This is a genomic window from uncultured Mucilaginibacter sp., from assembly GCF_937859865.1.
Taxonomy (GTDB): Bacteria; Bacteroidota; Bacteroidia; order Sphingobacteriales; family Sphingobacteriaceae; genus Mucilaginibacter_A.
Genome location: NZ_CALMAT010000076.1, coordinates 1 through 25945 on the forward strand (window position 1 = coordinate 1; position 25945 = coordinate 25945).

The 25945-nt window shown below is 42.4% G+C and carries 25 protein-coding genes; 21 read left to right on the forward strand and 4 right to left on the reverse strand.

Translation table 11 applies throughout. The features are described from left to right. Both ribH and ytxJ read left to right on the forward strand, forming a co-directional pair. On the forward strand, positions 1 to 381 hold a 381-nt coding region (ribH, locus tag Q0192_RS07745), incomplete at its 5' end, for a 6,7-dimethyl-8-ribityllumazine synthase (protein ID WP_299288524.1). A gap of 228 nt (positions 382 to 609) precedes the next feature. Next, entirely contained in the window at positions 610 to 936 is a 327-nt protein-coding gene (gene ytxJ, locus Q0192_RS07750; protein ID WP_299288527.1) for a bacillithiol system redox-active protein YtxJ, read from the forward strand. 91 nt (positions 937 to 1027) lie between these two features. Here ytxJ and Q0192_RS07755 read toward each other — a convergent pair whose 3' ends face one another. Further along, positions 1028 to 1435: an OsmC family protein gene (locus Q0192_RS07755; protein WP_299288530.1), complete on the reverse strand. Its 408-nt coding sequence runs from the start codon at positions 1433 to 1435 to the stop codon at positions 1028 to 1030. A gap of 279 nt (positions 1436 to 1714) precedes the next feature. Between Q0192_RS07755 and lipA the strand changes: the two genes are divergently transcribed. Genes lipA through Q0192_RS07770 form a run of 3 tightly spaced genes read left to right on the forward strand, consistent with a single transcriptional unit; the run spans position 1715 to position 4209 of the window. Further along, the gene (gene lipA, locus Q0192_RS07760) at positions 1715 to 2593 is read left to right on the forward strand and encodes a lipoyl synthase (RefSeq protein WP_299288533.1); all 879 of its coding nucleotides are present in this window, start codon (positions 1715 to 1717) and stop codon (positions 2591 to 2593) included. 31 nt (positions 2594 to 2624) lie between these two features. Next, positions 2625 to 3176, forward strand: a complete 552-nt coding sequence (locus Q0192_RS07765) for a sigma-70 family RNA polymerase sigma factor (protein WP_299288536.1) — start codon at positions 2625 to 2627, stop codon at positions 3174 to 3176. Between the two features lies 1 nt (position 3177). Then, positions 3178 to 4209 carry an anti-sigma factor gene (locus Q0192_RS07770; RefSeq protein ID WP_299288538.1) on the forward strand — a complete coding sequence of 344 codons (1032 nt, stop codon included), beginning with the start codon at positions 3178 to 3180 and terminating at the stop codon, positions 4207 to 4209. 39 nt (positions 4210 to 4248) lie between these two features. Here Q0192_RS07770 and Q0192_RS07775 read toward each other — a convergent pair whose 3' ends face one another. From Q0192_RS07775 to Q0192_RS07785, 3 genes are all read right to left on the reverse strand, one after another. After that, positions 4249 to 5757, reverse strand: a complete 1509-nt coding sequence (locus Q0192_RS07775; protein ID WP_299288541.1) for an NAD(P)H-hydrate dehydratase — start codon at positions 5755 to 5757, stop codon at positions 4249 to 4251. Between the two features lie 195 nt (positions 5758 to 5952). Next, a complete protein-coding gene (gene uvrA / locus Q0192_RS07780) occupies positions 5953 to 8802 on the reverse strand; it encodes an excinuclease ABC subunit UvrA (protein ID WP_299288543.1) in 2850 nt (949 codons plus the stop codon). A gap of 225 nt (positions 8803 to 9027) precedes the next feature. Next, positions 9028 to 9783 (reverse strand): lytic transglycosylase domain-containing protein, encoded by a 756-nt coding sequence (locus tag Q0192_RS07785; protein ID WP_299288546.1) that lies wholly within the window; start codon positions 9781 to 9783, stop codon positions 9028 to 9030. Between the two features lie 227 nt (positions 9784 to 10010). Between Q0192_RS07785 and Q0192_RS07790 the strand changes: the two genes are divergently transcribed. From Q0192_RS07790 to purH, 16 genes are all read left to right on the forward strand, one after another. Further along, positions 10011 to 11330 carry a pseudouridine synthase gene (locus Q0192_RS07790; protein ID WP_299288549.1) on the forward strand — a complete coding sequence of 440 codons (1320 nt, stop codon included), beginning with the start codon at positions 10011 to 10013 and terminating at the stop codon, positions 11328 to 11330. Between the two features lie 75 nt (positions 11331 to 11405). Then, on the forward strand, positions 11406 to 12563 hold the full coding sequence (locus Q0192_RS07795; protein ID WP_299288552.1) for a lactonase family protein: 1158 nt from the start codon (positions 11406 to 11408) through the stop codon (positions 12561 to 12563). A gap of 162 nt (positions 12564 to 12725) precedes the next feature. Beyond that, positions 12726 to 13331: a hypothetical protein gene (locus Q0192_RS07800; protein WP_299288553.1), complete on the forward strand. Its 606-nt coding sequence runs from the start codon at positions 12726 to 12728 to the stop codon at positions 13329 to 13331. A 32-nt stretch (positions 13332 to 13363) separates the two neighbouring features. After that, entirely contained in the window at positions 13364 to 13753 is a 390-nt protein-coding gene (locus tag Q0192_RS07805) for a response regulator (protein ID WP_299288556.1), read from the forward strand. Between the two features lie 75 nt (positions 13754 to 13828). After that, a complete protein-coding gene (locus Q0192_RS07810) occupies positions 13829 to 14329 on the forward strand; it encodes a hypothetical protein (protein ID WP_299288560.1) in 501 nt (166 codons plus the stop codon). Positions 14330 to 14348: 19 nt separating this feature from the next. Continuing rightward, on the forward strand, positions 14349 to 14954 hold the full coding sequence (gene purN, locus Q0192_RS07815; protein WP_299288563.1) for a phosphoribosylglycinamide formyltransferase: 606 nt from the start codon (positions 14349 to 14351) through the stop codon (positions 14952 to 14954). A 32-nt stretch (positions 14955 to 14986) separates the two neighbouring features. Then, positions 14987 to 15259 (forward strand): hypothetical protein, encoded by a 273-nt coding sequence (locus Q0192_RS07820; protein ID WP_299288566.1) that lies wholly within the window; start codon positions 14987 to 14989, stop codon positions 15257 to 15259. Beyond that, positions 15249 to 15584: a type II toxin-antitoxin system RelE/ParE family toxin gene (locus Q0192_RS07825; RefSeq protein WP_299288569.1), complete on the forward strand. Its 336-nt coding sequence runs from the start codon at positions 15249 to 15251 to the stop codon at positions 15582 to 15584. Before Q0192_RS07820 ends, Q0192_RS07825 begins: the two co-directional genes overlap by 11 nt. Before the next feature lie 262 nt (positions 15585 to 15846). Further along, the gene (locus Q0192_RS07830; protein ID WP_299288572.1) at positions 15847 to 16146 is read left to right on the forward strand and encodes a DUF1778 domain-containing protein; all 300 of its coding nucleotides are present in this window, start codon (positions 15847 to 15849) and stop codon (positions 16144 to 16146) included. Continuing rightward, a complete protein-coding gene (locus Q0192_RS07835) occupies positions 16121 to 16627 on the forward strand; it encodes a GNAT family N-acetyltransferase (RefSeq protein ID WP_299288575.1) in 507 nt (168 codons plus the stop codon). The genes Q0192_RS07830 and Q0192_RS07835 overlap by 26 nt, the downstream gene beginning before the upstream one ends. Before the next feature lie 396 nt (positions 16628 to 17023). Further along, positions 17024 to 17626: a TetR/AcrR family transcriptional regulator gene (locus Q0192_RS07840; RefSeq protein WP_299288578.1), complete on the forward strand. Its 603-nt coding sequence runs from the start codon at positions 17024 to 17026 to the stop codon at positions 17624 to 17626. A 78-nt stretch (positions 17627 to 17704) separates the two neighbouring features. Continuing rightward, positions 17705 to 17842, forward strand: coding sequence for a hypothetical protein (locus Q0192_RS07845; protein ID WP_299288581.1), 138 nt, complete (start codon positions 17705 to 17707; stop codon positions 17840 to 17842). Between the two features lie 41 nt (positions 17843 to 17883). Continuing rightward, a complete protein-coding gene (locus Q0192_RS07850; protein ID WP_299288584.1) occupies positions 17884 to 19038 on the forward strand; it encodes an efflux RND transporter periplasmic adaptor subunit in 1155 nt (384 codons plus the stop codon). 23 nt (positions 19039 to 19061) lie between these two features. Next, complete coding sequence (locus tag Q0192_RS07855; RefSeq protein ID WP_299288586.1) at positions 19062 to 22271, forward strand: efflux RND transporter permease subunit; 3210 nt, start codon at positions 19062 to 19064, stop codon at positions 22269 to 22271. 346 nt (positions 22272 to 22617) lie between these two features. Then, a complete protein-coding gene (locus tag Q0192_RS07860; protein WP_299288588.1) occupies positions 22618 to 24042 on the forward strand; it encodes a TolC family protein in 1425 nt (474 codons plus the stop codon). 353 nt (positions 24043 to 24395) lie between these two features. Next, positions 24396 to 25922 (forward strand): bifunctional phosphoribosylaminoimidazolecarboxamide formyltransferase/IMP cyclohydrolase, encoded by a 1527-nt coding sequence (gene purH / locus Q0192_RS07865; protein WP_299288589.1) that lies wholly within the window; start codon positions 24396 to 24398, stop codon positions 25920 to 25922. Positions 25923 to 25945 lie beyond the last annotated feature (23 nt).

Sequence of the window (25945 nt, forward strand, 5' to 3'; positions counted from 1 at the left end):
TTGTTGGATGGCGCTTACCAAAGTTTGATTAAGCATGGCGCAAAGGAAGAAAACATCATTACTTATCCGGTTGCGGGAAGTTTTGAGTTGATTTCGGGGGCTGATTTGCTGTTGAAAAACAAAGATTTGGATGCCGTGATTTGTTTAGGTTGTGTGATCCAGGGCGAAACGCGGCATTTTGATTTTATTTGCAATGCCGTAGCAAACGGGATTGGCAATGTGGGCATTAAATACACCAAGCCAGTTATTTTTGGTGTATTAACAACCGACAACCAGCAACAAGCTTTAGACCGCGCAGGCGGAAAACACGGCAACAAAGGCGATGAGGCAGCCATCACAGCGATAAAAATGGCTGAAATGGCTGAAACCTTGAGCAGATAAAGAGAGTATATCAGTTAAAAAAAAGATTGTAAAAACAAACTACCACAATGAGAAAATTTATCCTGATGGCCGCTTTGGCCGCTGCTTTAACCGGTTCTTTGTCGTCTTGCGGATCAAAACTTTGCCCGGCTTACGGCAATACGCACCACCGCTAAATCATCGGCACACTGTCAATTAAAAAAATATTTAAGGCGATAAAAGAAGTATCGTTGTAATTTCGTCCCTCAAATGAATTGGATAAATATTACTGCCTCGCAACAGATTGATGATATTAAAGCTGCTACCGGCTACAGCATCATCTTTAAACATAGTACCCGCTGCCCCATCAGCATGATGGCGAAAAGAAAATTTGAACTGGACGAGAAATTATTTGACGGCATCACGCCGCTTTATTTTCTCGACCTGATAAAATTTCGCGACCTTTCTAAAGCCGTTGCCGAAACTTTTAACGTTCAGCACGAATCCCCTCAATTGCTTTTAATTAAAGATGGCGAATGCGTTTTAGACCAATCCCACTCTTCCATCTCTGCCGAAGAAGTAGTTGAAGTGATGTAGTTGATGGCTCATGGTTAATGGTGCATAGCTGATTGCCAATAGTTGATAGCCGTTTGTTCATGGCTGATGGCTGACAGCCGATAGCTAACACCTACCAGCCGAAATCAACCGTTTTTTTAATATCGGGATGAAGGCTTAAATAAACAGGACAAGTTAATGCTGCTTTTTCGAGTATTTTCTTGTCCTTTTCTGTATAATTTGTTTCCGGAAATTTCAGGTTAACGATAATTTCCCCAACACGCCTCGGTGGTTCGGCAGCCATAATTTTGGTGATGGAACAAGTGGTGTTATCAATATTAAGCTGATGTTGTTTGGCGGCGATGCCCATGATCGTCAGCATACAGCTTCCCAAAGCTGCGGCCAGCAAATCTGTCGGCGAAAATGCCTCTCCCTTTCCCTGGTTATCTACCGGCGCATCGGTCAAAATTGCTGTGCCTGATTGTATGTGTGTTGCTTGCGTTCTTAGTGTTCCCTGGTAAACCGTTTCTATCGTTGCCATCTTAAAAAATTAATTTCGGCAATTATAAGAACCTGTTTAAATTAATACAAGTAAAAACGAATGCTTCTTTTACCACCTAAAAATTGGTGGTTTATAGCTATCTAAATAAAACCAAAAATCAAAACGCTTACCAAATTTTAGGTGGTAAAAGAAGCATCAAAAATAAATTGGACAAAACTTTAAACAGGCTTTAAATAAATTGCCGTCAGTTAACCGTCATTAACCTTTTAGCCCTTTGGTATTTTCGCTTAATAAACCATAATTATTTAGTTTTGTGCTATGATTGAATTACCAGTTGTTCCTGCCATTCAGCCGCAGCGCAAACCGGATTGGTTAAGGGTGAAGCTGCCTGTTGGCAAAGAATATGCGCACGTTAGAGGTTTGGTAGATACACACAAACTGCACACCATTTGCGAAAGCGGCAATTGCCCGAACATGGGCGAATGCTGGGGCGCAGGTACGGCCACTTTCATGATTTTGGGGAATATTTGCACGCGCTCTTGCTCTTTTTGTGCCGTTGCAACCGGAAGGCCCTTAGCGGTTGACCTAAACGAGCCGGAACGTGTGGCCAGTTCAGTCAAGTTGATGCAGGTAAAACACTGTGTAATTACCTCGGTTGACCGCGATGATTTGAAAGACGGCGGTTCTACCATTTGGGCCGAAACGATCAATGCCATCCGCAGGGAAAGCCCGGAAACTACTTTAGAAACCTTGATCCCTGATTTTCGTGGGATTTGGGACAATTTAGAACGTGTTTTAGCTGTTCGGCCGGAAGTGGTTTCGCACAATTTGGAAACGGTGCGCGAGTTGACAAAAGAAGTACGCATCCAGGCAAAATACGACCGTAGTTTAGAATGTCTGAAACGTATTTCTGTGGCAGGTTTACGTACAAAATCCGGTATTATGCTGGGTTTGGGCGAAAGGGAAGACCAGGTTTTGCAAGCGATGGACGATTTGCTGGAAGCGGGCGTGCATATCCTTACTTTAGGGCAATACCTGCAACCAACTAAAAACCATCATCCGGTTTTGGATTGGATTCATCCCGATCAATTTATGTTTTACAAAACAATAGGGTTAGAGAAGGGTTTTAGGTACGTGGAAAGCGGCCCGTTGGTGCGGTCTTCTTATCACGCAGAAAAACACCTATTTGAATTTTAGTATTCATACTACTACATAACCACCTGATTCCTTGACCAAGAAGCGTAAAATATCACTTTCTGAGGAAGAACTTATTGTAGCGCTGCGGCAACGAGAAAAAGTAGCTGCCGAGGCATTATACGACATGTACTCAGCGTCGCTGTTTGGCGTGATTATCCGAATTGTACAAAACAATGAGCTTGCAGAAGACCTGTTGCAGGAAACCTTTGTAAAAATCTGGAATTCTTTTTCATCCTACAGCCCCGATAAAGGACGGCTGTTTACCTGGATGGTCAATATCGCCCGTAACCTTTCTATTGATAAAATAAGGTCAAAGGATTTTAAAAACCAGATCAAAAACCATGAATTTGATTTAAACGTAACTTCTATTGATGCCAGCAGGAACACAAGCTACAAACCGGAACTTTTGGGTGTTAAAGATTTGGTGGACAAGCTACGCCCTGAACAAAAAATAATTTTGGACCTGGTTTATTTTAAAGGCTATACACATTTGGAAGCAGCCGATGAGTTGAGTATTCCTCTGGGTACTATAAAAACCCGTTTAAGGATGGCTATATTACAATTGAGGAAATATTTTAATTAGCGTGGAAGACATTAAACTATATATTGAATCCGGGATACTTGAACTTTATGTTCTGGGCGATCTTACTTCAGCCGAAAGGTTGAATGTTGAAGATATGGCCCGAAATTATCCCGAAGTTCAGAAAGAGTTGAACGAAATTGCGGCTACGATGGAACAATTTGCCGTAGAAAATGCAATCGAACCGCACGATAATTTAAGGTCGGAAATTTTAGGCCAGTTAGAATATACCCGTACAAACCCGATTACTTCACAACAGGCAACTACCGATACTAAAGTAGTTTCGTTACAACCCGCTCGTCAAACAAATTTTTATAAGTATGCTTTTGCCGCCAGTGTAGCTTTGTTTTTGGCGAGTTTGGTTGCTTTGTTTAACACCTATAACCAATTGCAGGAATCACGCCAGCAATTGGTCAGTTTGCAGCAACAAAACCAAAGTTTTGCAAACCGCGTTAATTTTCAGGAAAACCAACTCAACCAATACAAGCAACAATTAAGCAATAAAGCCAATTCATTGGTTCCGGGTGCCGATAGTGTCCGCTCAACTGTCAACAATGAACAACAATTGATTGCTTTGCAGCAGCAAAACCAAAACTTTTCGAAACGTTTGGCTTTGCAGGCCGGCGAACTTAAAAATTCTAAAAGGAAGCTGGCTGTTTTAGAATCACAAAGCAATAATATTGTATCTATTCTTTCAGATTCAACAAGCCGTTTTATCAGGTTGAAAGGCTTGCCTTTTTCACCGAAATCTAATTTGATGATAGCCTGGAACCCGGAGAAAAACGAATTATGGATCAACAAAAGGGCATCTACTTTGCCGGCCAACGATCCTGAACACCAGTATCAATTATGGGCCATTACTAAGTTAAAACCGGTTAGTTTAGGTGTTTTTGACATTACCAAAAAAGATTCTATCTTACAAAAAATGACTTCTGTTGAAGGTGCAACCGCCTTTGCCGTAACCCTTGAACCACGTGGCGGCAGCGAAAAACCAACTTTAAAACAAATGGTGGTGATGGGGCTTGCCCATAAATAAGCTTGAAAACATATTAATTTAAAACGGCTGAATTGATTTTCAGCCGTTTTTTTGTGCCATTAATTTTCCTAAAGTTAGGGGGATTTGTTTTGCAACCTGCTCTGGCAAAACAACGGCTAAGTTGTTGGCAAAAGCCAGTTCATCACCAGCTTTTCCGTGCAAAAAAACACCGATAAAAGCAGCATCTTTTGGTTGATAACCTTGTGCCAACAATCCGGTAATAATTCCGGTCAAAACATCGCCCATACCGCCCGTGCCCATCGCCGGGTTTCCGGTTGGATTGAAGTAAAGCTGGCCATCGGGCGTGGCAATGATGGTGTATTGGTTCTTTAAAACAATCACGATCTTTTTTTCAACCGCTTGCTGCTTGGCCGTTTCCAGCCTTTGCCACCAAGAGTTGTGCTCGCCAAACAGCCGGTCAAACTCTTTCATGTGCGGGGTTATGATCGAGTTTTCAGGGATCTGTTTCCACCAATTTGGGTTTTCGGAAAGCATGTTTAAAGCATCTGCATCTAAAACAAGTGTTTTTTTATAATTGGACAACAGTGCTTCCAACAATTGCACCGCATCTTTTCCTAATCCCGGCCCGGCGGCAATTACCGTAAACTTTTCCCATTCAATTTCCGGCAATTGCTTTTCCTCTCTCAAAAGAGCCATAATGTCAGGCATATAAGCGTTCAAAGCTGTTAAACCAGGCGCCGGAATACAAGCCGTAGTTAAACCTGCGCCAACATAAACGGCAGCCGAAGAACAAAGCAAAGCCGCGCCCATGGTTTTTGCCTGTCCGGCAATCAGCAAAGCATGGCCAAATGTTCCTTTATGTTGAAATTTTTTGCGTGGCGATACTGTTTTTACCACATCTTTTTCTTCAATCAAAAAGTAATTACTTTTGGCATTGCTTAGGAAATTTTCATCCAAACCAATATCAAGCACCACAAAATCAGCCATAAAAGAAGCAGATTCGGGTAACAAAAAATTAATTTTTGGCAACTGGAAAGTGATAACCAAATCAGCTTTTAAAACTATAGAATTTGGGTCAACCACGCCTTCTGTAAAAAAACCAGTCGGCACATCTACGGCAATTACTTGTTTTTTGATTTGGTTTAAATGATTGACGAGATCAGCATAAGCACCACTTAACGGTTTGTTCAAGCCGCTGCCAAGCAAAGCATCAATCAAAATATCGGCATTTTCCTGCGGAAAATTTCCTGCTTCTAATTCGATAAAAGGAACTGATGCTTCTTTTAGCCTATTAAAATTGGTGTCGAAATCCGAAGTTGAACGATCTGAAAAACGCGCAATTTTCACAGCCAAATGCTGGTACTGTTCGGCTTTCAATAACCGCGCAATGGCCAAACCATCGCCGCCGTTGTTTCCCGTTCCGCAGTAAATCGCAATCCGATTGTTTTTATCAGGAAAATGATTGCAAAAGAAGTTAACGAAAGCTTTACAGGCGCGCTCCATCAGATCAACAGAAGTGATGAGTTCTGTTTGGATGGTTTGCGCATCTGCCTCGTGCATTTGTGCGGCGGTAAGAAGTTTGAGCATAAATTGCTAACATCAATTATCGTGTCAATGTTTATCAAAAAAGCTGATGCTTCTTTTATCGGCATAAATTAAGTGCCGTAAGCAAATTTTGCAGCAATGGGTTTTGGCCCCATTAAAATTAAAAATGCTAACCGCTTTTTCCAACGGAATAAATTCCGTTGCTACAACATGTGCCGAGGCTACGCCTCTTCCAAATCAAACCGCCAAACCCATCTCTTTTTTCAAAAATTTCCCCGTAAAACTTTCCTTCACCTTGCACAAACCTTCCGGCGTACCAGAATATAGAATTCTGCCGCCGCCAGAACCGCCTTCCGGGCCTAAGTCAATCACATGGTCGGCAACTTTGATCACGTCCAAATTATGTTCGATCACCAAAACAGTGTTGCCTTTATCCACCAATAAATTTAAAACGCCAAGCAGCACATTGATATCTTCAAAATGCAAACCGGTTGTTGGTTCATCCAGAATATAAAAGGTGTTGCCGGTATCTTTTTTGGAAAGTTCTGTCGCCAGTTTTACACGCTGCGCCTCGCCTCCGGAAAGCGTGGTAGAAGATTGGCCAAGCGTGATATAGCCCAACCCAACGTCTTGCAACGTTTTGATTTTGCGGTAGATAGAAGGAATCGGCTCGAAAAACGCACAAGCATCTTCAATGCTCATATCCAAAACATCGCTGATGGATTTGCCGCGATAACGCACTTCCAACGTTTCGCGGTTGTACCTTCTGCCGCCGCACTCTTCGCAAGGAACCTGCACATCGGGCAAAAAATTCATCTCGATCAGCTTTACACCTGCTCCCTGACAAGTTTCACATCTTCCGCCTTTTACGTTGAAGGAAAAACGTCCGGGTTTGTAACCGCGGATTCGTGCTTCGGGCAAACCCACAAACAAATTTCTAATATCCGAAAAAACGCTGGTATAAGTTGCCGGATTGGAGCGCGGCGTGCGGCCAATTGGCGTTTGGTCAATCTCGATTACTTTATCAATATGTTCCAAACCTTCAATTTTGCCGTAAGCCAAAGGTTGTTTTTTGGCACGGAAGAAATGATGGTTTAAGATGGGATATAAAGTTTCAGTAATCAAACTGGATTTGCCGCTGCCGGAAACGCCGGTAATACCAATCAATTTTCCCAACGGAAAATCAACCGAAACATTTTTAAGGTTGTGGCCCGATGCTTTTTTTACCGATACAAATTTGCCGTTGCCCGCCCGCCGCTTTTCCGGGATCGTAATTTCCTTGCTGCCATTTAAGTAGGAAGTGGTTAGCGTTTGCTGCAACATCAATTCTTGCGGTGTGCCTTGTGCCACCACCGTTCCACCGTGAACGCCTGCTGCCGGTCCCATATCAATTACGTAATCGGCTTCCAAAATCATCTCTTTATCGTGCTCCACCACCAAAACAGTGTTGCCCAAATCGCGCAGGTTTTTTAACGCATGGATTAAACGGTCGTTATCGCGCTGGTGCAAACCGATGCTGGGTTCGTCCAAAATATACATCACGTTCATCAACTGCGAACCAATTTGCGTAGCTAAACGGATGCGCTGCGCTTCTCCGCCCGAAAGTGTGCGAGCCGTACGATCCAACGTTAGATAACTTAAACCAACATCCAGCAAAAAGCCGATGCGGGCACGTATTTCTTTTAAAATTTCTTTGGCAATGATGTTTTGCCGCTCGCTTAAACGGCCTTCGATTCCAACAAACCAATCACTCAAAGCAACAATATCCATGTTGGCCAGCTCGAAAATGTTTTTGCCGTCAACCTTAAAGTTCAGCGACTCTTTTTTCAAACGTGCGCCGTTACATTCCGGGCAAATCTTGACGGTTCGGTAATTGTCCAGATCGTCGCCCTGGTCTTCGGTTTTGCGTTCCTGCTGCTCTTCCAGCATTTTGATGATGCCGTCAAAATTGATCTGGTAATTCTGGACGTTGTATTTATTGTATTCCACCGGAACGGTGATCATATCCGGAGAACCGTTTAAAATGATCTTCAGGATTTCGGGAGAAAGCTTTTCGATCGGCGTAGCTAAAGAAAACTCGTACTTTTTGCCCAACGCTTTTAAAACCTGGAACATCCAGGTTTCGCGGTATTCGCCCAACGGAGCCAAACCGCCGTTTAAAATACTGAGTTTTTTATCCGGGATAACAGAATCCTCATCCACTTCGGAAATGTAACCCAAACCATCGCAGCGCGGACAAGCGCCATAAGGCGAGTTGAACGAGAAAGTGTTAGGCTGAGGTTCGTCATAAGAAATTCCGGAAACCGGATCCATCAAAAACTTGCTGAAATAGGAAACCTGGTTTTGCTGATCGGCAACGCGGATAATGCCTTTAGCTACTTTTAAGGCCGTTTGGATGGAAGTATGCAGCCGTTTTTCGTCTTTTTCGGTGATCACTAAACGGTCAACTACAATATCAATATCGTGGATTTTGTAGCGGTCTACCTGCATTTTCGGCTCCACGTCCTGGATCGCGCCATCTACCCAAACTTTCAAATAACCTTGCTTGCGTATCTGCTCAAACAGTTCGCGGTAATGGCCTTTTCTTGCTTTGATAACCGGCGCTAAAATGTTGATCGGCTGGCCGTTGTAACGCTCGAAAATAGTTTTGTAAATCTGGTCTTCCGATAAACGCTCCATCTTTTCGCCGGTAACATACGAATACGCATCGCCGGTACGGGCAAAAAGCAAACGCATAAAATCGTAAATCTCGGTAATGGTGCCAACGGTAGAGCGTGGGTTTTTGCTGGTGGTTTTTTGTTCGATGGCGATAACTGGGCTTAAACCCGAAACTTTATCTACATCCGGCCGCTCCATGCCGCCCATAAACTGGCGCGAATAAGCGGAAAAGGTTTCCATATAACGGCGTTGTCCTTCGGCATAAATCGTATCAAAAGCTAAGGAAGATTTGCCGCTGCCGCTCAATCCGGTAATCACAACGAGTTGGTTGCGCGGAAAAGAAATATCAATATTTTTTAGATTATGTACCCGGGCACCGTAAACTTCCACCTCACTTTGCTCGCCCAGATCAATCGTTTTTTCAGCCATGTTTAATTTTAGAAATTGATTTTATTAAAAGCTTTTTGCGAACCTTGTTTGATGAAACAGATGCTTCTTTTACCACCCAAAATTTATAGTGCTAAAAGAAGCATTCGAAAACCATAACAAATTTTGCCTTAATAAATTTTTGTTTAACGGCTGCAAAAATAAGCAAAAAAGGCCGTCCCTTTTTTTGGGGACAGCCTTTTTTGCTTTGTGCTCCTTGTGGGTTTTTTAATTGAATGCGACGTAGTCCGGATCAGTGTATTTGTATCCGTACTCGTTCGGCCTGGTGATGATTTGCTTTACGGCAACCAAATCATAAATGTAATGGCCGGTTTCGTGGTTTAAGTGCATCCGAAAATAATTCCGCTTTTTTTGCACGCGCATTTGCTTGGCCAGCTTAATCGAACCGGTGTTGTAAGCGGCGGCAACCAGCGTCCAGTTATGAAACTCGTCATACAGTTCGCGTAAGTAAATACAAGCAGCTACCGTAGATTTTTTGAGGTTTAGGCGTTCATCTTTGGAAGAACTCACTTTCAAACCATAAGTACGCGCCGTGCCGGGCATAAACTGCCATAAACCTTTTGCGCCTTTTGGCGAAACGCCTTGTTCCAGGCTCGATTCTACCACCGGGATGTATTTAAAATCATCCGGGATGCCGTACACTTTCAGGATTGGCTCGATTACTTTAAATAGTTTTGCTGCGCGGAAATGCAGCAGGTTGGTTTGAAGCTTTTTAAAGCTGTGTTCTTTTAGCGAATGTTTCAATTTTACGGCCACTTTCGGATCTTTCACCGGTACGGCCTCATTGGCAAAATTTAATCCATTCGAAGCTTCGGAAACATCGGCAGCAACTACATCATTGTCGCCTTTTGGTTCTGCTTTTGCTACTGTTTTTTTTAGCGTTGTACTGTAGATAAACAACTTTGACATGACAAACAGCACCACGATTACGGAGCACGTAATTAAGTGTTTTTTGTACATCATTCTTTTTGGTTTTAGTTATAAAATACGGGTTAACGCCGGCAAAGATAGAGATATAATTCAGATTGTCAAACACTTACAAAACAGCCTCCAAAATTCGCTGTAATTATAGCGGAAAATATGGCTTCAAAACCACCGATAAATACCTGTAACAAAACCGATTGATTTGCCGGAACAGGCTGAATAAGCTACCTTTGTTGCCCGGTAAAAAACCGGATAATCAACAACAAATGGCTTACAAAAAACAAGGGAACAGTCGTGATGACAAATCCGCCGGATCGAGCAAAAGGACACGCACAAGCGGTGGCTTTTCATCTTCGGCAAAAAATGAAAGACCGGCAACAGAAGGCAGTTTCCGAAAAAAACCATCGGCTTTTGGCGCACCGCAAAAATCTTTTGGCGTAAAAGAAGCACCGTCCGAAAAACGCTTTGGCCGTCCAGCCGAAGAAAACAACCGCTTTAAAAGCCGCAGCGAAGGCAATGCTTCTTTTACTGGCAAAAAATCAGCAGAAGACAAACCTTTCCGCAAAAGCAATACCGAAGGCAAACCGTTTGAAAAGCGCAGTTTTTCTTCATCAAAACCTTCTTTTGCGCCGCGCGGCGACAAACCTTTTAAAAGCAGGAATGCAGAAGGTTTTAACGAAGGAAGACCAGGAGACCGGCCGTACAAAAGCAGTAATTCTGACGGCAGGCCATATCAAAAAGATTTTGCAGGAAAAGAAAAACGTTACGTAAGAAATGACAGTGCCATCGGCGGGGCCGATGATAAAAAAATCATGCGTTCGCGCAACAAACCGGCCGAAGGAAGCAGGAGCAGCAATAATAAAGATAATGGGTTGATCCGTTTGAACCGTTACATCGCCAACGCGGGCATTTGTTCCCGACGGAAAGCGGATGAATTGATTGAAGCCGGCGTGGTTTCGGTAAACGGTGAAGTGGTATCAGAACTGGGCGCTAAAATTGACCCGATAAAAGACGTAATCCGTTACAACGGCGAAACGTTAAAGCGCGAAAAAAATGTTTATGTGCTGCTGAACAAACCAAAAGATTATATTACCACAACGGATGATCCGCAGGAACGAAGAACGGTAATGCACCTGGTGGAAAAAGCAAGCCGCGAACGCATTTATCCGGTTGGCCGCTTGGACCGGAACACGACCGGACTTTTGCTGATGACCAATGACGGCGAACTGGCCGATAAATTGTCGCACCCGCGCAACAGCATCACCAAAATTTATAATGTTGAGTTAGACAAAAGCTTAACGCAAGGCGACCTGAACAAGATCGCTTTTGGTTTGGAACTGGAAGACGGTTTGATCAAACCTGATACTGTAAGTTATGTAACCGGCGGTAGCAAACGCGAAGTGGGCATCCAGATACACAGCGGAAAAAACCGTATTGTGCGTCGTATTTTTGAGCATTTGGGCTACGAGATTGTGAAGCTGGACCGTGTGATTTATGGCAACCTCACCAAAAAAGATTTGACCCGCGGCCGCTGGCGTTACTTGGAAGAAAAAGAAATCATTCAGCTAAAACACCTCATCAAATAAAAATACCAGCCGCTTCTGTTCAAACCAAAGCGGCTTTTTTTATGTATGTTTGGCTATCAACCTTTTATTTTCAACATGAAACCAAAACCAACAACGCCTTTATTTGCCTTAATGCTTGCTTTGTTAATGCCGCTTTTTTTGCAGGCACAAAAGAAGCAAGGCCCACGCTATTACCATTTGCTTATTGGCACTTATACCAACGGCACCAGCAAAGGCATTTATGTTTACAAGTTTGATACGGAAACCGGCAAAGTTGCTTTGGAACAGGTTGCAGAAGGCGTAAAAGATCCGTCGTACCTTGCTGTTTCTGCCAACAAAAAGTTTGTTTACGCGGTGAACGAAAGCCACAACCCGAAAGGCGACAGCGTAAGTGCTTTTAAATTTGATGACCATACCGGCAAGCTTACTTTTATCAATGCGTTACCGTCTTACGGAACTGATCCATGTTATGTAAGTGTGGATAAAAATAACAAGAACTTGTTTGTGGCCAATTATTCCAGTGGAAATTTGACTGCTTATCGTTTGAAAGCTGATGGCGGCATTGCCGATAGTTTACAAACCATCCAGCATACAGGAGGCAGTGTTGATGCCACGCGCCAGAAAACCCCGCATGTTCACGCTGTAGTCCTTTCTCCGGATGAAAAGTATTTAATTTCCGATGATTTGGGCACGGATAAAGTTTACGAGTACACGTATCAACCAAACGCCAAACGGCCTTTAAAACCTGCGGCACAAGCTACGGTTACGGTTGACCCGGCCAGCGGGCCAAGGCATTTGGTATTTACTAAAAATGCGAAACATGCTTATCTGGCGCAAGAAATAAGCGCGAAGATCAGGGTTTTTAATTATGCCAGCGGAAAATTGGTTTCGATACAAAACATTGAAATGGAAACACCGGATTTTAAAGGCGTAAACGGGGCAGCAGATATCCATCTATCGCCGGATGAAAACTTTTTATACGCTTCCAACCGCGGCGAAGCAAACGATTTGGTGGTTTACAAAGTGGACAAGGCAACAGGGAAATTGAGTTTTGTTCAGCGGCAATCCACATTTGGCAATGCGCCACGAAACTTTGCCATAGACCCGACCGGAAATTTTTTACTGGCAGCCAATCAAAATACCGATGATATTTATACTTTCAAGATCAACAAAACGACCGGAAAATTAAGCCGCATTGGCGAAAAATTGGCAATTAGCCACCCAGTTTGTTTAAAGTTTGTGGCGATTAGGTAAGACACTGATTTTTACCCGGTAAAAGAAGCATTTGGGGAAAAGGCCCGGATGATTGCGGAAGGTTTTCCTCAATCGTCCGGGCCTTTTTGTTTCATTATTGCTTCAGCTTGCTGCAAAAATCAATTGGCGCAATTATGGCAAGGCAGCAGTAAACCGAAAAAATTGAAAACAAATGATCAGGGGATTTCCAACACAGCCAGTTTAAACGAAAACTGTTTTTGGGAACTCGATTTGTACACCGGCCTGCTGCATTGGTCGGACGGGATGTGCCAGTTGCTCGGCCTCCAAAAACCGTACACGCCAACTTTAGCGCAACTGATGCAGTATTTCGGGCCGGAACAAAACATCCGCACCGCTTTTAGCCGCGCCATTCATCAGGGAACTCCTTTCCAACTGCAACTGCCTTCGCTTACGGTCCATGATAAAGTGATTTTGGTTTGCACCACCGGTTTTCCGGTTTATGATGATTACGGAAAATGTATCGCCATAAAAGGGGCTTTGGAAACGGAAACACCAGCGGAAAACCAATCAAACCCTTTGCAAATTGCAGCCGAAGAAACGGAAGCACAACAAATGGTGCTGGACAATTTTGCCCGAATTGTTTCGCACAACCTGCGTTCGCATACGGCAAACCTGCAAATGGTGATTGAATCTGTTCAGCAAAAAACCGTTTGCGGCGATATGCAGGAGTTGATCGGCAGCATCAAAACCATCAGCCAAAACCTTAACCAAACTGTTGGCTACCTTAATACGCTGACTAAAATTTAAACCGACATACTTCTTTTATCTGCCTAAAATCAATGCCGAACCTTAAAACCATTGCTGTTGTTGATGATGACCCGATTTATATCCAAGCCTTAAAAAATTTGTTTACAAGCTGGAAAATCCTTAATCCGGTTTTATTTTTTGAGAACGGAAAAGAAGTCCTAGATTTTATACGGGTAAAAGAAGCACCGGCCTTGCCGGATATTTTATTGCTGGATTTGAACATGCCGGTGATGAACGGCTGGGCTTTTATGGAAAACTTTGCACCGATTGCAACGCAACTCAACAAAAACATCAGCATTTATCTGGTTACTTCTTCCATTTGGGAGGAAGACAGCAAGCGCGCCGAAAAAAACCCGCACATCAAAGAATTGATCGTTAAACCCATCCTGCAAAAAAAGTTCAGGGAGATTTTGGCGGGTTAAAAGAAGCATTGCCCGAAATGCAGCTTTTAAACCGCTGTTGTTTTAAAAGCAGATTTGTTACTTTTGATGCTGTTTATGAACCAACATCCGAAGCTTCTTTTACCGGTATTTTTTTTGCTGATGTCTTGTTGTGCTTTTTATTCCTGCAAAAAAGACAATCAAAGTTCGGTCAGTTCGTTTTTGACGCAAAGCACGTGGAACCTGGCTTTAACGCAGCGTTTTAAATATGTTAACCAGGCATTGATCAAAACGGACACAGTCAACATCGGTTGTGCCTTAGACCAAAAACTGACTTTTCGCAAAGACAATACTTTTACTTTTACCAACTACAATTGCAAAACCGGAAACCTTAACGGCAACTGGAGTTTTAGCCCGGACATGTTGTTTTTGAATACCGATCAAAGCATCACCAAAAACTCAAAAGGCATACAAAACCCGGCGCACTTCATCAACCTTGGCCAGTATTCTTTAATTTTTGATGCCGGCGATGTTTACGTTTACGGAAACGAAAACACTTATTATAAAAAAACCGATACGGTTGTGGTTTACCGGTATGGTTTTATACACAGCAAGTAAATTGCACAACCCCAAAACAATGGCTGCAACAACCGACCCTGCCCCCACCGTTAAAAAGCGCATTGCCATTTTTGCTTCCGGTTCCGGCTCCAACGCCCAAAAAATTATGGAGCATTTTAAAAAGAATGCACTGGCCGAAGTAACGCTGGTTTTGACCAACAACCCCGAAGCTTACGTGTTGCAGCGTGCCGATAATTTTGAAATCCCGGCGCATGTTTTTAACCGGAGAACTTTTTATCAGAGTGATGAAATATTGAAACTGCTGCAAAGTTTAAACATTGATTTGGTTGTGCTGGCCGGTTTTCTGTGGCTGGTGCCGCAAAATTTATTGGAAGCTTTTCCAAACCGCATCATCAATATCCACCCGGCTTTGTTGCCCGCTTTTGGCGGAAAAGGGATGTACGGCGATTACGTGCACCAAGCGGTTTTGCTGGCCGGCGAAAAAGAATCGGGCATTACCATCCATTACGTAAACGAACATTTTGACAAAGGCGAGATCATCCAGCAGTTCCGTTTTAAAATTGAACCGAACGACCAGTTGGAAAATATCCGTTTTAAAATCCAGCAGTTGGAGCATCAACATTACCCCAAAGTGATTGAGCAGGTGCTGAAGAAGCTGAAGTGAACCGATACTATTTTTAGGGTGATAAAAACAGTATGGAGGGGAAAATTATTTCGGCAGGTTTGAGTAAATTTGGATTAGAAAACCCTATCAACATTATGAAAGTTTTAGTAGAAATTCCGGATGAAGAAGCTTCTTTTGGCATGAAAGTATTGCAAAGCCTTTCTTTTGTCAAAAGAGCAAAGCCGATGTCTGCCGCTAAAGTGGCGCTTTGGGAAGATTTAAAAGTAGCCGCGGAAGAAGTGCGTTTGCACAAACAAGGAAAAATCAAACTAAAAACTGCCCAAGAGCTTTTGGATGAGTTATAGTATTATCCCGACGAACGGCTTTGAAAAAGAACTTAAACGATTGGTCAAAAAGTTTCCTTCCTTAAAAAACGAATATGCCGAATTGATTTTTCAAATTTTGCAAAACCCAGAATATGGTATTTTTTTAGGCAATAACTGCTATAAAATCAGATTAGCTATCAGCAGCAAAGGAAAAGGTAAAAGCGGTGGCGCAAGGGTAATTACTTATTTATACATTGCAACGGAAACAGTTTATTTGCTTACCATCTATGACAAAGGCGAGAAAGCTGATTTAAAACCTAACGAACTTAAAGAAATGGTTGAAAGTTTAGAGTTGGATGTTTAAAAGAATTTAACGTTTGCATTCACCTATCTCGTTTCCTATTAATCATTTGGAAAATATCTGTTTTAAAATCCAGCAGTTGGAGCATCAACATTACCCCAAAGTGATTGAGCAGGTGCTGAAGAAGCTGAAGTGAATCCATACTGTTTTTATAGGGGTAAAAACAGTATTTGCAAGGAAAAGGATTTTGCTGTTTAGTTTCAAAAATTCATTCTCCCGTACGGCAATTCTACGTACATTTGCATAATCAATAAAACTAATTAAAATGGCAGTAACAGTTAACGACCGGATTGATGTTCGGATTAGCAAAGAACAAAAAGAACTGTTTAAATATGCGTCCGAACTTCGTGGCTTTAAAAGCTTAAGCGAGTTTGTGGTTTTTTGCATCAGATCCGAAGCCAATAAAATTATCAATGACAATAATGAGCTGATAAAAAGCCTGGAAGATAAAAAGGTTTTTGTTGATGCCTTGTTAAACCCGCCTGCCCCTAACGATAAGCTGAAAAAGGCACAGCTAACCTTTAACCAGTTTACCAAAGATGGCATTATCAATAGAGCTTCTTAACAAAACGCATATTAAAAGTAGTTTTGAGTGTGGTTATCCATCTTTAAACAATTACATAAAAACCCAAGCCAGCCAGGATGTAAAACGGAATATTTCCGTTTGTTATGTGTTGAGTGATAACCCGGATAAAACAGTGGCTGGTTATTACACGCTTTCCAGTCATGCTGTTTCTTTGGAAGATTTGCCGGAAGACCTAAGAAAAAAACTGCCAACAAGTTATCCGGTTGTACCAACTGCACTTTTGGGCAGATTGGCAGTAAATAAAGCTTACCAAGGAAAAAGACTGGGCGAAATGCTACTTTTAGATGCGCTAAACCGTTGTGCAAATTTAGCAGAAAGCATTGGCACAATGGCCGTAATAGTTGACCCGATTGATGAAAAAGCAATGGGATTTTACAAAGCTTACGGTTTTATCAGTTTGCCAAAAAGCATAAGGCTGTTTATGTCGGTTAAAACTATAAAAACTTTGCAAGGTGAATAGCATTTGGCAACCAGTTGGAAAATATCCGTTTTAAAATCCAGCAGTTGGAGCATCAACATTACCCCAAAGTAATTGAGCAGGTGCTGAAGAAGCTGATACTATTTTTAGGGTGGTAAAAACAGTATGGATGGGGAAAATGATTTTGGCAATTTTAGGTGCTTGTTTAATTTTTATTCAGAAAAAAAGCCGATACTTCTTTTACCACATAAAATTTGGTGTTGGTGTTCAGTTTTTGTAAACCAAAAACTAAATGTTTGCTAATTTTTAGGTGGTAAAAGAAGTATTGAAAATTTAAACAGAATTTTTCAAATGAAATGACAAAAGAATGAAATGCAATAACCAATCTTCATTGTACCTTTGTTTAACACTGTTAAATAATTTAGTGTTGTAAAATAAATGGGAAGCAAAGACAGGATATTGCGTTTAAAAGAAGAAACCAGGATTAACATTTTGGATGCTGCCCTTCAAATTGTAAAAGACGAAGGATGGCAGGCTTTAAGCATGCGCAAAATTGCTGACGTGATTGAATACACGGCGCCTATCATTTATGAATATTTTTCGAGCAAAGACGCGATATTGCTGGAACTGACCCGAAAAGGTTATTTACTGTTGTCAAGAGAGTTGCAGGAAGCAAAGGGCAAGTATCAGTTACCGGCTGAGCAACTTGAAGCCATGTGGCTGGCTTATTGGAATTTCGCTTTTGCAAACAAAGAACTTTACCAGTTGATGTTTGGTGTTTCTACAAACTGCTGTTGCCAGTTATCCAATAAACTGGACGAGGCTGATTTGCCTTGGAGCCTTTTTACCAAAGTAATTGGCGATCTGATGAAGATAGAAGACATGAAATCAGACGTGATTTGCACGAAATATTACACTTTTTGGTCTATCGTTCATGGCCTTGTTTCTATTAATTTACTTGGTCGAAATTCGTCTGAAGACATCAACCGACAGGTACTTAAAGATGCTATTACCGGTGTTATAAATTCGATAACAGCATAATCTTTTTAATTTTTAAATTACACAGTTAGATTGTTTAACGTTGTTAAACAATCTAACTTATAGAAAATAAATAATACAATGAAAACAAACATCCAGCACTTGTACGATGTACTTAACGCTGTTAGAAAATTTAATGATCTTAAAATGGCTTTTTGGTATATTACTACCATTGGCACTTTTTTAATCATCAAGATCATGCGCCTACTTAATTATTAACCTCATTTCAATTTCAAGCTACACTTATAAACTCTACTACCATGGCAAAAGTAATCATCATGAAAAACCTCGTTTTAGCACTTGTTGCACTTACCTTATATAGCTGTTCTTCAAAACCACCCACTGCCGCCGCACCGCCGCCGCCTTCTTTGCCGGTAGCAAGCGTTGTATCCGGGACCCAAACCACTTACCAGGAATATCCTGCTGCTGTGGAAGGAACAATTAATGTAGAAGTACGCCCGCAGGTAAGCGGAGCCCTGGATAAAGTATTTGTTGACGAAGGCGCTTTTGTAAAAGCCGGGCAACCCCTTTTTAAAATCAACGAACAGCCTTACCGTGCAGCCTTAAATAATGCCTTGGCCAGTTTACACGCAGCCGAAGCGGCACAAGGCAACGCACAAATTGAAGTTGACAAACTTACGCCGCTTGTGGCAAACAAGGTAGTATCAGCCTACCAGTTAAAAACGGCAAAAGCCGCTTTTCAGGTTGCAAAAGCGAATATAGAATCGGCAAAAGCGAATGTGTCAACCGCACAAATCAATCTGGGTTATACTTTGATCAAAGCCCCCGTAAGCGGTTACATCGGCCGCTTGTTAAAAAAACAGGGAAGCTTAGTTGCCCCACAGGATGTTGATGCTTTAACTCAATTATCGGACGTGCATAACGTGCATGTTTACTTTTCTTTGGGCGAAAAGGATTTTGTATCCTTTAAAGAACAATACCCGGGCGAAACCTTGAAAGACAAGCTGAAACGGTTGCCGCCCGTATCATTATTACTGGCTGATGGCAGCGAATATGTCAGACAAGGAAAAATTGATGTAATTGATGGCCAATTTGATAAAACAACCGGCGCGATTACAGTCAGGGCCAGTTTCTCCAATCCGCAGGGTTTGCTTCGATCTGGTAACACGGGCAAAGTGCGTTTAAGCCTTCAGCATACAGATGCTATCATCATACCCGAATCTGCCACAATCGAAATGCAGGACAAAGTATTTGTTTTTGCCCTGGCCGATAGCAATAAGGTTAAAAAACTACCGATTACCATTGTTGGCAAAAGCGGCACCAATTACTTAGTTAAAGATGGTATTAAAGCTGGCGACCAGATCGTATTAAGCGGCATTGACCACCTACAGGAAGGAACTGTTATCCACCCGGAAAAAGCTACTGACAAGGTTGCAGTGGTAGCAAAAAATTAATACACCCAATAAACTTTCACGTTATGTTTCAGAAATTTATAGAAAGGCCCGTACTTTCCACTGTGATCTCCATATTATTGGTGATCCTGGGCGTACTTGGCCTAACCAAACTTCCTTTACAACAATTCCCGGACATTGCACCACCAGCGGTACTGGTTGCTGCGGTTTATCCCGGTGCAAATGCCGAAACCGTATTGCGCTCGGTTGCGCCATCGCTTGAAGAATCTATTAACGGTGTAGAAAACATGAGCTACATGAGCTCAACTGCCAGTAATGACGGGACATTAGCCATTACGGTTTACTTCAAACAAGGCACCAATCCTGACCAGGCTGCGGTAAACGTACAAAACCGGGTAACCCAGGCTACCAGCCAATTGCCCGCGGAAGTGGTACAACAAGGCATCACAACTACCAAGCAACAAAACAGTTTTATCGGGGCAATCGGGATATACACGGAAGACCCTAAAAAATATGATGAAACCTTTGTGGCCAATTATGCACAGATCAATATTATCCCCGAAATAAAACGTATCCCGGGGATTGGTTCGGCAAGTATTTTTGGCGGTGTTAAAGATTATTCGATGCGTGTTTGGCTTAACCCCGGCCAAATGGCAGCTTATAAAATAACCCCAGCCGAAGTGATGGCTGCGATACAGGACAAAAACCTGGAAGCAGCGCCCGGTAAATTAGGCGAAAGAAGCAAAGAGGTTTTTGAATACGTAATTAAATACAAAGGCAAATTAACCAAACCTGAGGAATATGAAAACATTGCTATCCGCGCCAATGCGGATGGATCGGTGCTGCATTTAAAGGATGTGGCACGAGTTGAACTTGGCTCCTACTCCTACACCAGCAGCACCCATTTGAATGGCAAAGATGGTATTGCTATAGGATTGATACAACTGGCAGGATCTAATGCCAACGAAATCCAGATAGCGGTAGATAAGGTAATGGAAAAAGCATCGAAAGATTTCCCGGCCGGTGTTAAATACAATCAGTTTTACCGTACCAAAACCGCTTTGGACGAATCTATAACTCAGGTTGAGCATACGCTGATCGAAGCCTTTATACTGGTGTTTATTGTGGTGTTTGTTTTTTTACAGGATTTTCGGTCAACTTTAATTCCGGCCATTGCAGTTCCGGTAGCTATTTTAGGCACCTTCTTTTTTATGAACCTGTTCGGCTTCTCCATTAACTTACTCACGCTGTTTGCCCTGGTGCTTGCCATTGGTATTGTGGTGGATGATGCCATTGTAGTTGTAGAGGCCGTGCATGCTAAAATGGAGCATGAACACCTGGTGCCAAAAGCAGCCACAACCAAAGCGATGCACGAAATTACCGGTGCCATTATATCCATTACGATGGTGATGGCAGCAGTGTTTTTACCGGTAGGTTTTATGACCGGTTCTACCGGGATATTTTACAGACAGTTTGCCTTTACCATGTCAATAGCTATCGTTATTTCGGCAGTAAACGCATTAACTTTAAGTCCGGCACTGGCGGCATTGTTTCTGAAAAGCAATCATCCCAAAGAAGGCGAAGCTGTAGCTAAAAAAAGCTTTAAAGAAAAATTTTATGCCGGCTTCAACAGCAGTTTCAATACGATTACCAACAGGTATGCAGGCGGGTTAAAATTCCTGATCCGGCACAGATGGATTAGCATGGGCGGCCTTGCCTTAATCGTTGTTGCTACTGTTTATCTGGTCAGCACAACCAAATCTGGCTTTATACCAACGGAAGACCAGGGTTTTGTGGCCATTTCCGTTTCCACACCTTCCGGAACTTCACTGGATGGCACCACAAAAATACTTAACCGGGCCGAAACTGAACTCGAAGCACTTCCATCAGCAAGGTTTGTTACGGCTATCTCCGGCTTTAACTTGTTAACCGCGTCCAACAGCCCTTCATCGGCAGTAATTTTTGTATTGTTAAAACCCAATGAAGACCGGGGCGCAGTAAAAGACATTAATGCCATACAAGATATAATCCGGGGGAAATTAGGCGCGATCACCCAGGGCAGTTTCTTTGTGTTCAGCTTTCCAACTGTTCCCGGTTTTAGCAATGTTGAAGCATTGGACGTGGTATTGCAAGACAAAACAGGCGGCAAGCTGGATAAATTCAGCGGAGTGGCCAACAACTTTATTGGCAAGCTGATGGCCAAACCGGCAATTGCTTATGCCTTTACTTCTTTTAAGGCAGATTATCCGCAGTTGCAATTAGACGTTGATGATGAAAAGGCCAATCAATTAGGCGTAAGTGTTAAAGACATCTTATCAACCATGCAAGCCTATTTCGGTAGTGCCCAGGCATCGGATTTTAACCGTTTTGGCAAATATTACCGGGTGGTGGTTCAGGCAGATATTGCTGACCGAACCGACCCGGCTTCTATTGACCGTGTGTTTGTAAAAAACAAAACAGGCGAAATGGTTCCCATCAACACGCTGGTAAAGCTGACCAGGGTTTATGGTTCAGAAACAGCTTCCCGCTACAACCTGTTCAACTCTATCGAAATAAATGCGATCCCTAAACCGGGCTACAGTTCTGGCGATGCCATTAAAGCGATTGAGGAAACAGCCAAAGAGCAACTGCCGTCCGGTTTTGCCTATGAGTTTTCCGGCCAAACGCGTGAGGAAATTTCATCCGGCGGGCAATCGGCCATTGTGTTTATGTTATGTCTGGTATTTGTTTACTTCTTATTATCAGCACAGTACGAAAGCTACCTGTTGCCTTTAGCAGTTATCCTGTCTATTCCTACGGGTATTTTCGGCGTGTTTGCCGTATTAGGCTTAACCGGAATAGAAAACAACATTTATGTACAGGTAGCCCTAATCATGCTGATTGGACTGCTTGCTAAAAATGCTATTTTGATCGTTGAATTTGCCGTTCAGCGGCGCAAAGCAGGCAACGGATTGGTTGATTCGGCCATTGAAGCAGCAAGGTTAAGGTTGCGCCCGATCATCATGACTTCCCTCGCATTCGTTTTCGGTTTATTCCCGATGAGCATTGCAACTGGCCCATCGGCCCAAGGCAACCACTCTATCAGTATTGGTGCCGCCGGCGGGATGGTTTCCGGCGTAGTGTTGGGTTTGTTCATCATCCCGGTGCTGTTTGTGATCTTCCAGGGATTGCAGGAAAAAATCACCGGTTTACCGTTAGCCGTTTTGAACAGGGACGATCAGCATGACCATCAACAGAAAGTTGACAACCAGGAACTTGAACTACAGAATAATTAATCAAAAGCTGGTTTAAATTCTTGTTCAACTTATCTCGATGCTTCTTTTATCCACCTAAAATCATGTTGATAAGTGTTGGACACCAATTTTACAGGCATAAAAGAAGCATCATCAATATTTATAAAAATCAATTCAGGGCCTGTTTAAATCAATATCAGATCCTTTGACAAGTTCAGGATTAATAATTACAATGCTTCTTTTATCCTATAAAAATTGGTGTCCGCATCAATTTTTATAGATCAAAAAACTAATTACTTATCACTTTTTAGGTGATAAAAGAAGCATCATCAATACTTATAAAATTAGTTTAAACAAGCGCCAAGCTCAGCCATAAACAATTAACAAAATGAAACGATCTATAATTTATTACACTTTTGCATTACTGCTTGCCATTTTGAGTGCCTGCAAAGTATCAAAAGATGTGGCTATACCAAAAGCGGAACTGCCCGAAAATTTCAGGAACGCCGCCACAACAACCCCTGCTGACACGGCCAGCGTGGCCGATATCCAATGGAAAAATTTTTTTACCGATACTGTTTTGCAAAAGCTGATTGACAGTGCGGTCATCCGGAATTACGACATGCTCATTGCCGTAAAAAATATAGATGAGGCACAGCTGCTGTTTAAACAGGTAAAATGGAACTATGTGCCTGCGGTTAACTTAAATGTTACCGCCAACAGCAACCGCCCTTCCAACAACAGTTTGACCGGGCTGAGCATCGCGCAATACAATATTGGCACCAAACATATCGAAGATTATTCTGCCAACGCCGCGCTTTCATGGGAGGCAGATATTTGGGGCAGGATCAGAAACCAGCAAAAAGGCGCGCTGGCGGCATATTTGCAAACTACGGAAGCTAAAAAACTGATCCAAACCAATATTGTGGCCAATGTATCGCAAGGTTATTACAACCTGCTGATGCTGGATGCACAGTTGGACATTGCACAAAAAAATGTGCGGCTGAACGATAGCACGCTGACCATAATTAAGTTGCAGTACGATGCCGGGCAGGTTACTTTATTAGCTGTGCAGCAGGCGGAAGCACAAAAATTAGTTGCTGCAGAATTGATCCCGCAGTTTGAAAAAAACATTACCGTGCAGGAAAACGCTTTGCGCATTTTAACCGGCAGGCTGCCTGATCAAATTGTTAGAAATTCAAAACTCGACCAAATAGCTTTGCCTCAAAACATCGGGACGGGCCTGCCATCGGCCATCCTAAGCCGCAGGCCTGATGTTAAAAGTGCGGAACTTGCTTTGGCAATTGCCAACAGCAACGTCGGGATCAGCAAAGCAGCCATGTACCCGGCCTTGCAAATAACGGCAAGCGGCGGCATCAATTCTTTTAGGGCCAGCAACTGGTTTAATGTGCCGGCCTCCTTGTTTGGAATAGTTGCCGGAGGTGTGGCGCAACCGCTTTTAGATCATAAAAGATTGAAAACGGATTACCTCGTTGCGAAAGTGGACAGGGAAAAAACTGTATTGCAGTTCCGGCAATCTGTGTTAAATGCTGTTGGCGAAGTCTCAGATGCACTGGTAGCAATTGATAAACTAAAATCACAACAAACCATTGCCATGAGCAGGGTGAACACGCTGCAGCAGGCAACTAAAAATGCCAACCTGTTATTTAAAAACGGGCTGGCAACATACCTCGAAGTGATTACCGCACAAGGAAATGTGCTGCAAAGCGAGCTGGAACTGGCTTCGATAAAACGCGACGAACTGAATGCAGTTTCCGATCTTTACCGGTCATTAGGCGGTGGTTGGAGATAGTTAAGTGTTGGGTGAAAACCTTGTAATTCTGGGCCTGTTTAATATTTTATCAGATAAAGTTTCCATGCTTCTTTTATCACCTAAAAATTGGCATTGCCTGGTTTTTGGTTTGTTTAAGCTGATATAAACACCAATTTTTATAGGGTAAAAGAAGCATTAACGTTTTTTTATAAGTTCAATTAACTAATTTTTTTAATTCGATACCCTTCTGATTTCGTCTTTTGAACTTAACGTTTTTAATCCTATTACAAATTAAAAAAATCAAATACCTTTGTTTGCCCATACTTCTTTTATCACCCTAAAACCTTGAAAAAACATTAAAATTTCTACCTTTGCGGCTCATTTTACTGTTCATGAGTCAGCCTGTTAAAATTAAAAATGCGTTAATTTCTGTTTATTATAAAGATAACCTCGAACCAATTATCCATGAATTAAACCGGTTGAATGTACAAATTTACAGCACCGGCGGCACAGAAACTTTTATCCGAAACTTAGGTGTTAGCGTTGTTCCGGTTGAAGATTTAACTTCTTATCCTTCCATTCTCGGCGGACGCGTGAAAACATTGCACCCTAAAATTTTTGGCGGTATTTTAACCCGGCGCGAACACGAAGGCGACCAGCAGCAAATCGCAGAATACGAAATACCGGAGATTGATCTAGTTATTGTTGATCTGTATCCTTTTGAAGAAACCGTTGCTTCCGGCGCTGCTGAGGAAGATGTTGTGGAAAAGATTGACATCGGCGGCATTTCCCTCATCCGCGCAGCCGCAAAAAACTTTAAAGACGTAACGATCATGGCTTCAAAAAACGATTACAACGAACTTGAAAATATCCTGAAAACACAAAACGGAGAAACTACTTTGGCACAACGTAAAGCGTTTGCACGTAAGGCTTTCCATATTTCTTCGCATTACGATTCGGCCATTTTTAACTACTTTAACCGCGAAGAACCACTGCAAATTTTTAAACAAAGCATCGAACCGGCGCAAACGCTGCGTTATGGCGAAAACCCACACCAGCAAGGTATTTTTTATGGTGATTTGAACCAGCTTTTTGATAAGTTAGGCGGAAAAGAACTTTCGTACAACAATTTGGTGGATGTGGATGCCGCCGTTGCTTTGATTGATGAGTTTGAAGAACCAACCGTTGCCATTTTAAAACACACCAACGCCTGCGGAATTGCCAGTAAAAACAGCATTTCCGAAGCTTGGGAAGCTGCATTGGCCTGCGATCCGGTTTCTGCTTTTGGCGGCGTGATTATTACCAACGGCGAAGTGGATGCGGCAACGGCAACAGAAATCAGCAAATTATTTTTTGAAGTTTTAATTGCGCCAGCATACCAGGAAGACGCGGTTAAAATCTTAACTTCAAAAAAAAATAGGATTATTTTGCTGCGTAAACCAATTGGGCTTCCGTCTAAATTATTTAAAACACTTTTAAATGGCGTAATCGAGCAGGACAAAGATTTGGTGATTGAAGGCCCGCAACAAATGCAAACCGTTACCGAAGTAAAACCGACGGAACAAGAGTTAAAAGATTTATTTTTTGCCAATAAAGTTGTAAAACATACCAAATCAAACACAATTGTACTGGCTAAAAACAGTATGCTGATTGCCAGCGGTGTTGGCCAGACTTCGCGTGTTGACGCTTTAAAACAAGCCATTGTGAAGGCTGAAACTTTTGGTTTTGATTTACAAAGTTCTGTGATGGCTTCGGATGCGTTTTTTCCTTTTCCGGATTGTGTGGAAATTGCAGCCGATGCAGGGATTTCGGCCATTTTACAACCCGGCGGCTCTATCAAAGACCAGGATTCGATTCAAATGGCCAATCAAAAGCACATTGCAATGGTAACTACCGGCGTACGTCATTTTAAACATTAATCTCCGCGATAAAACTGTCCGCA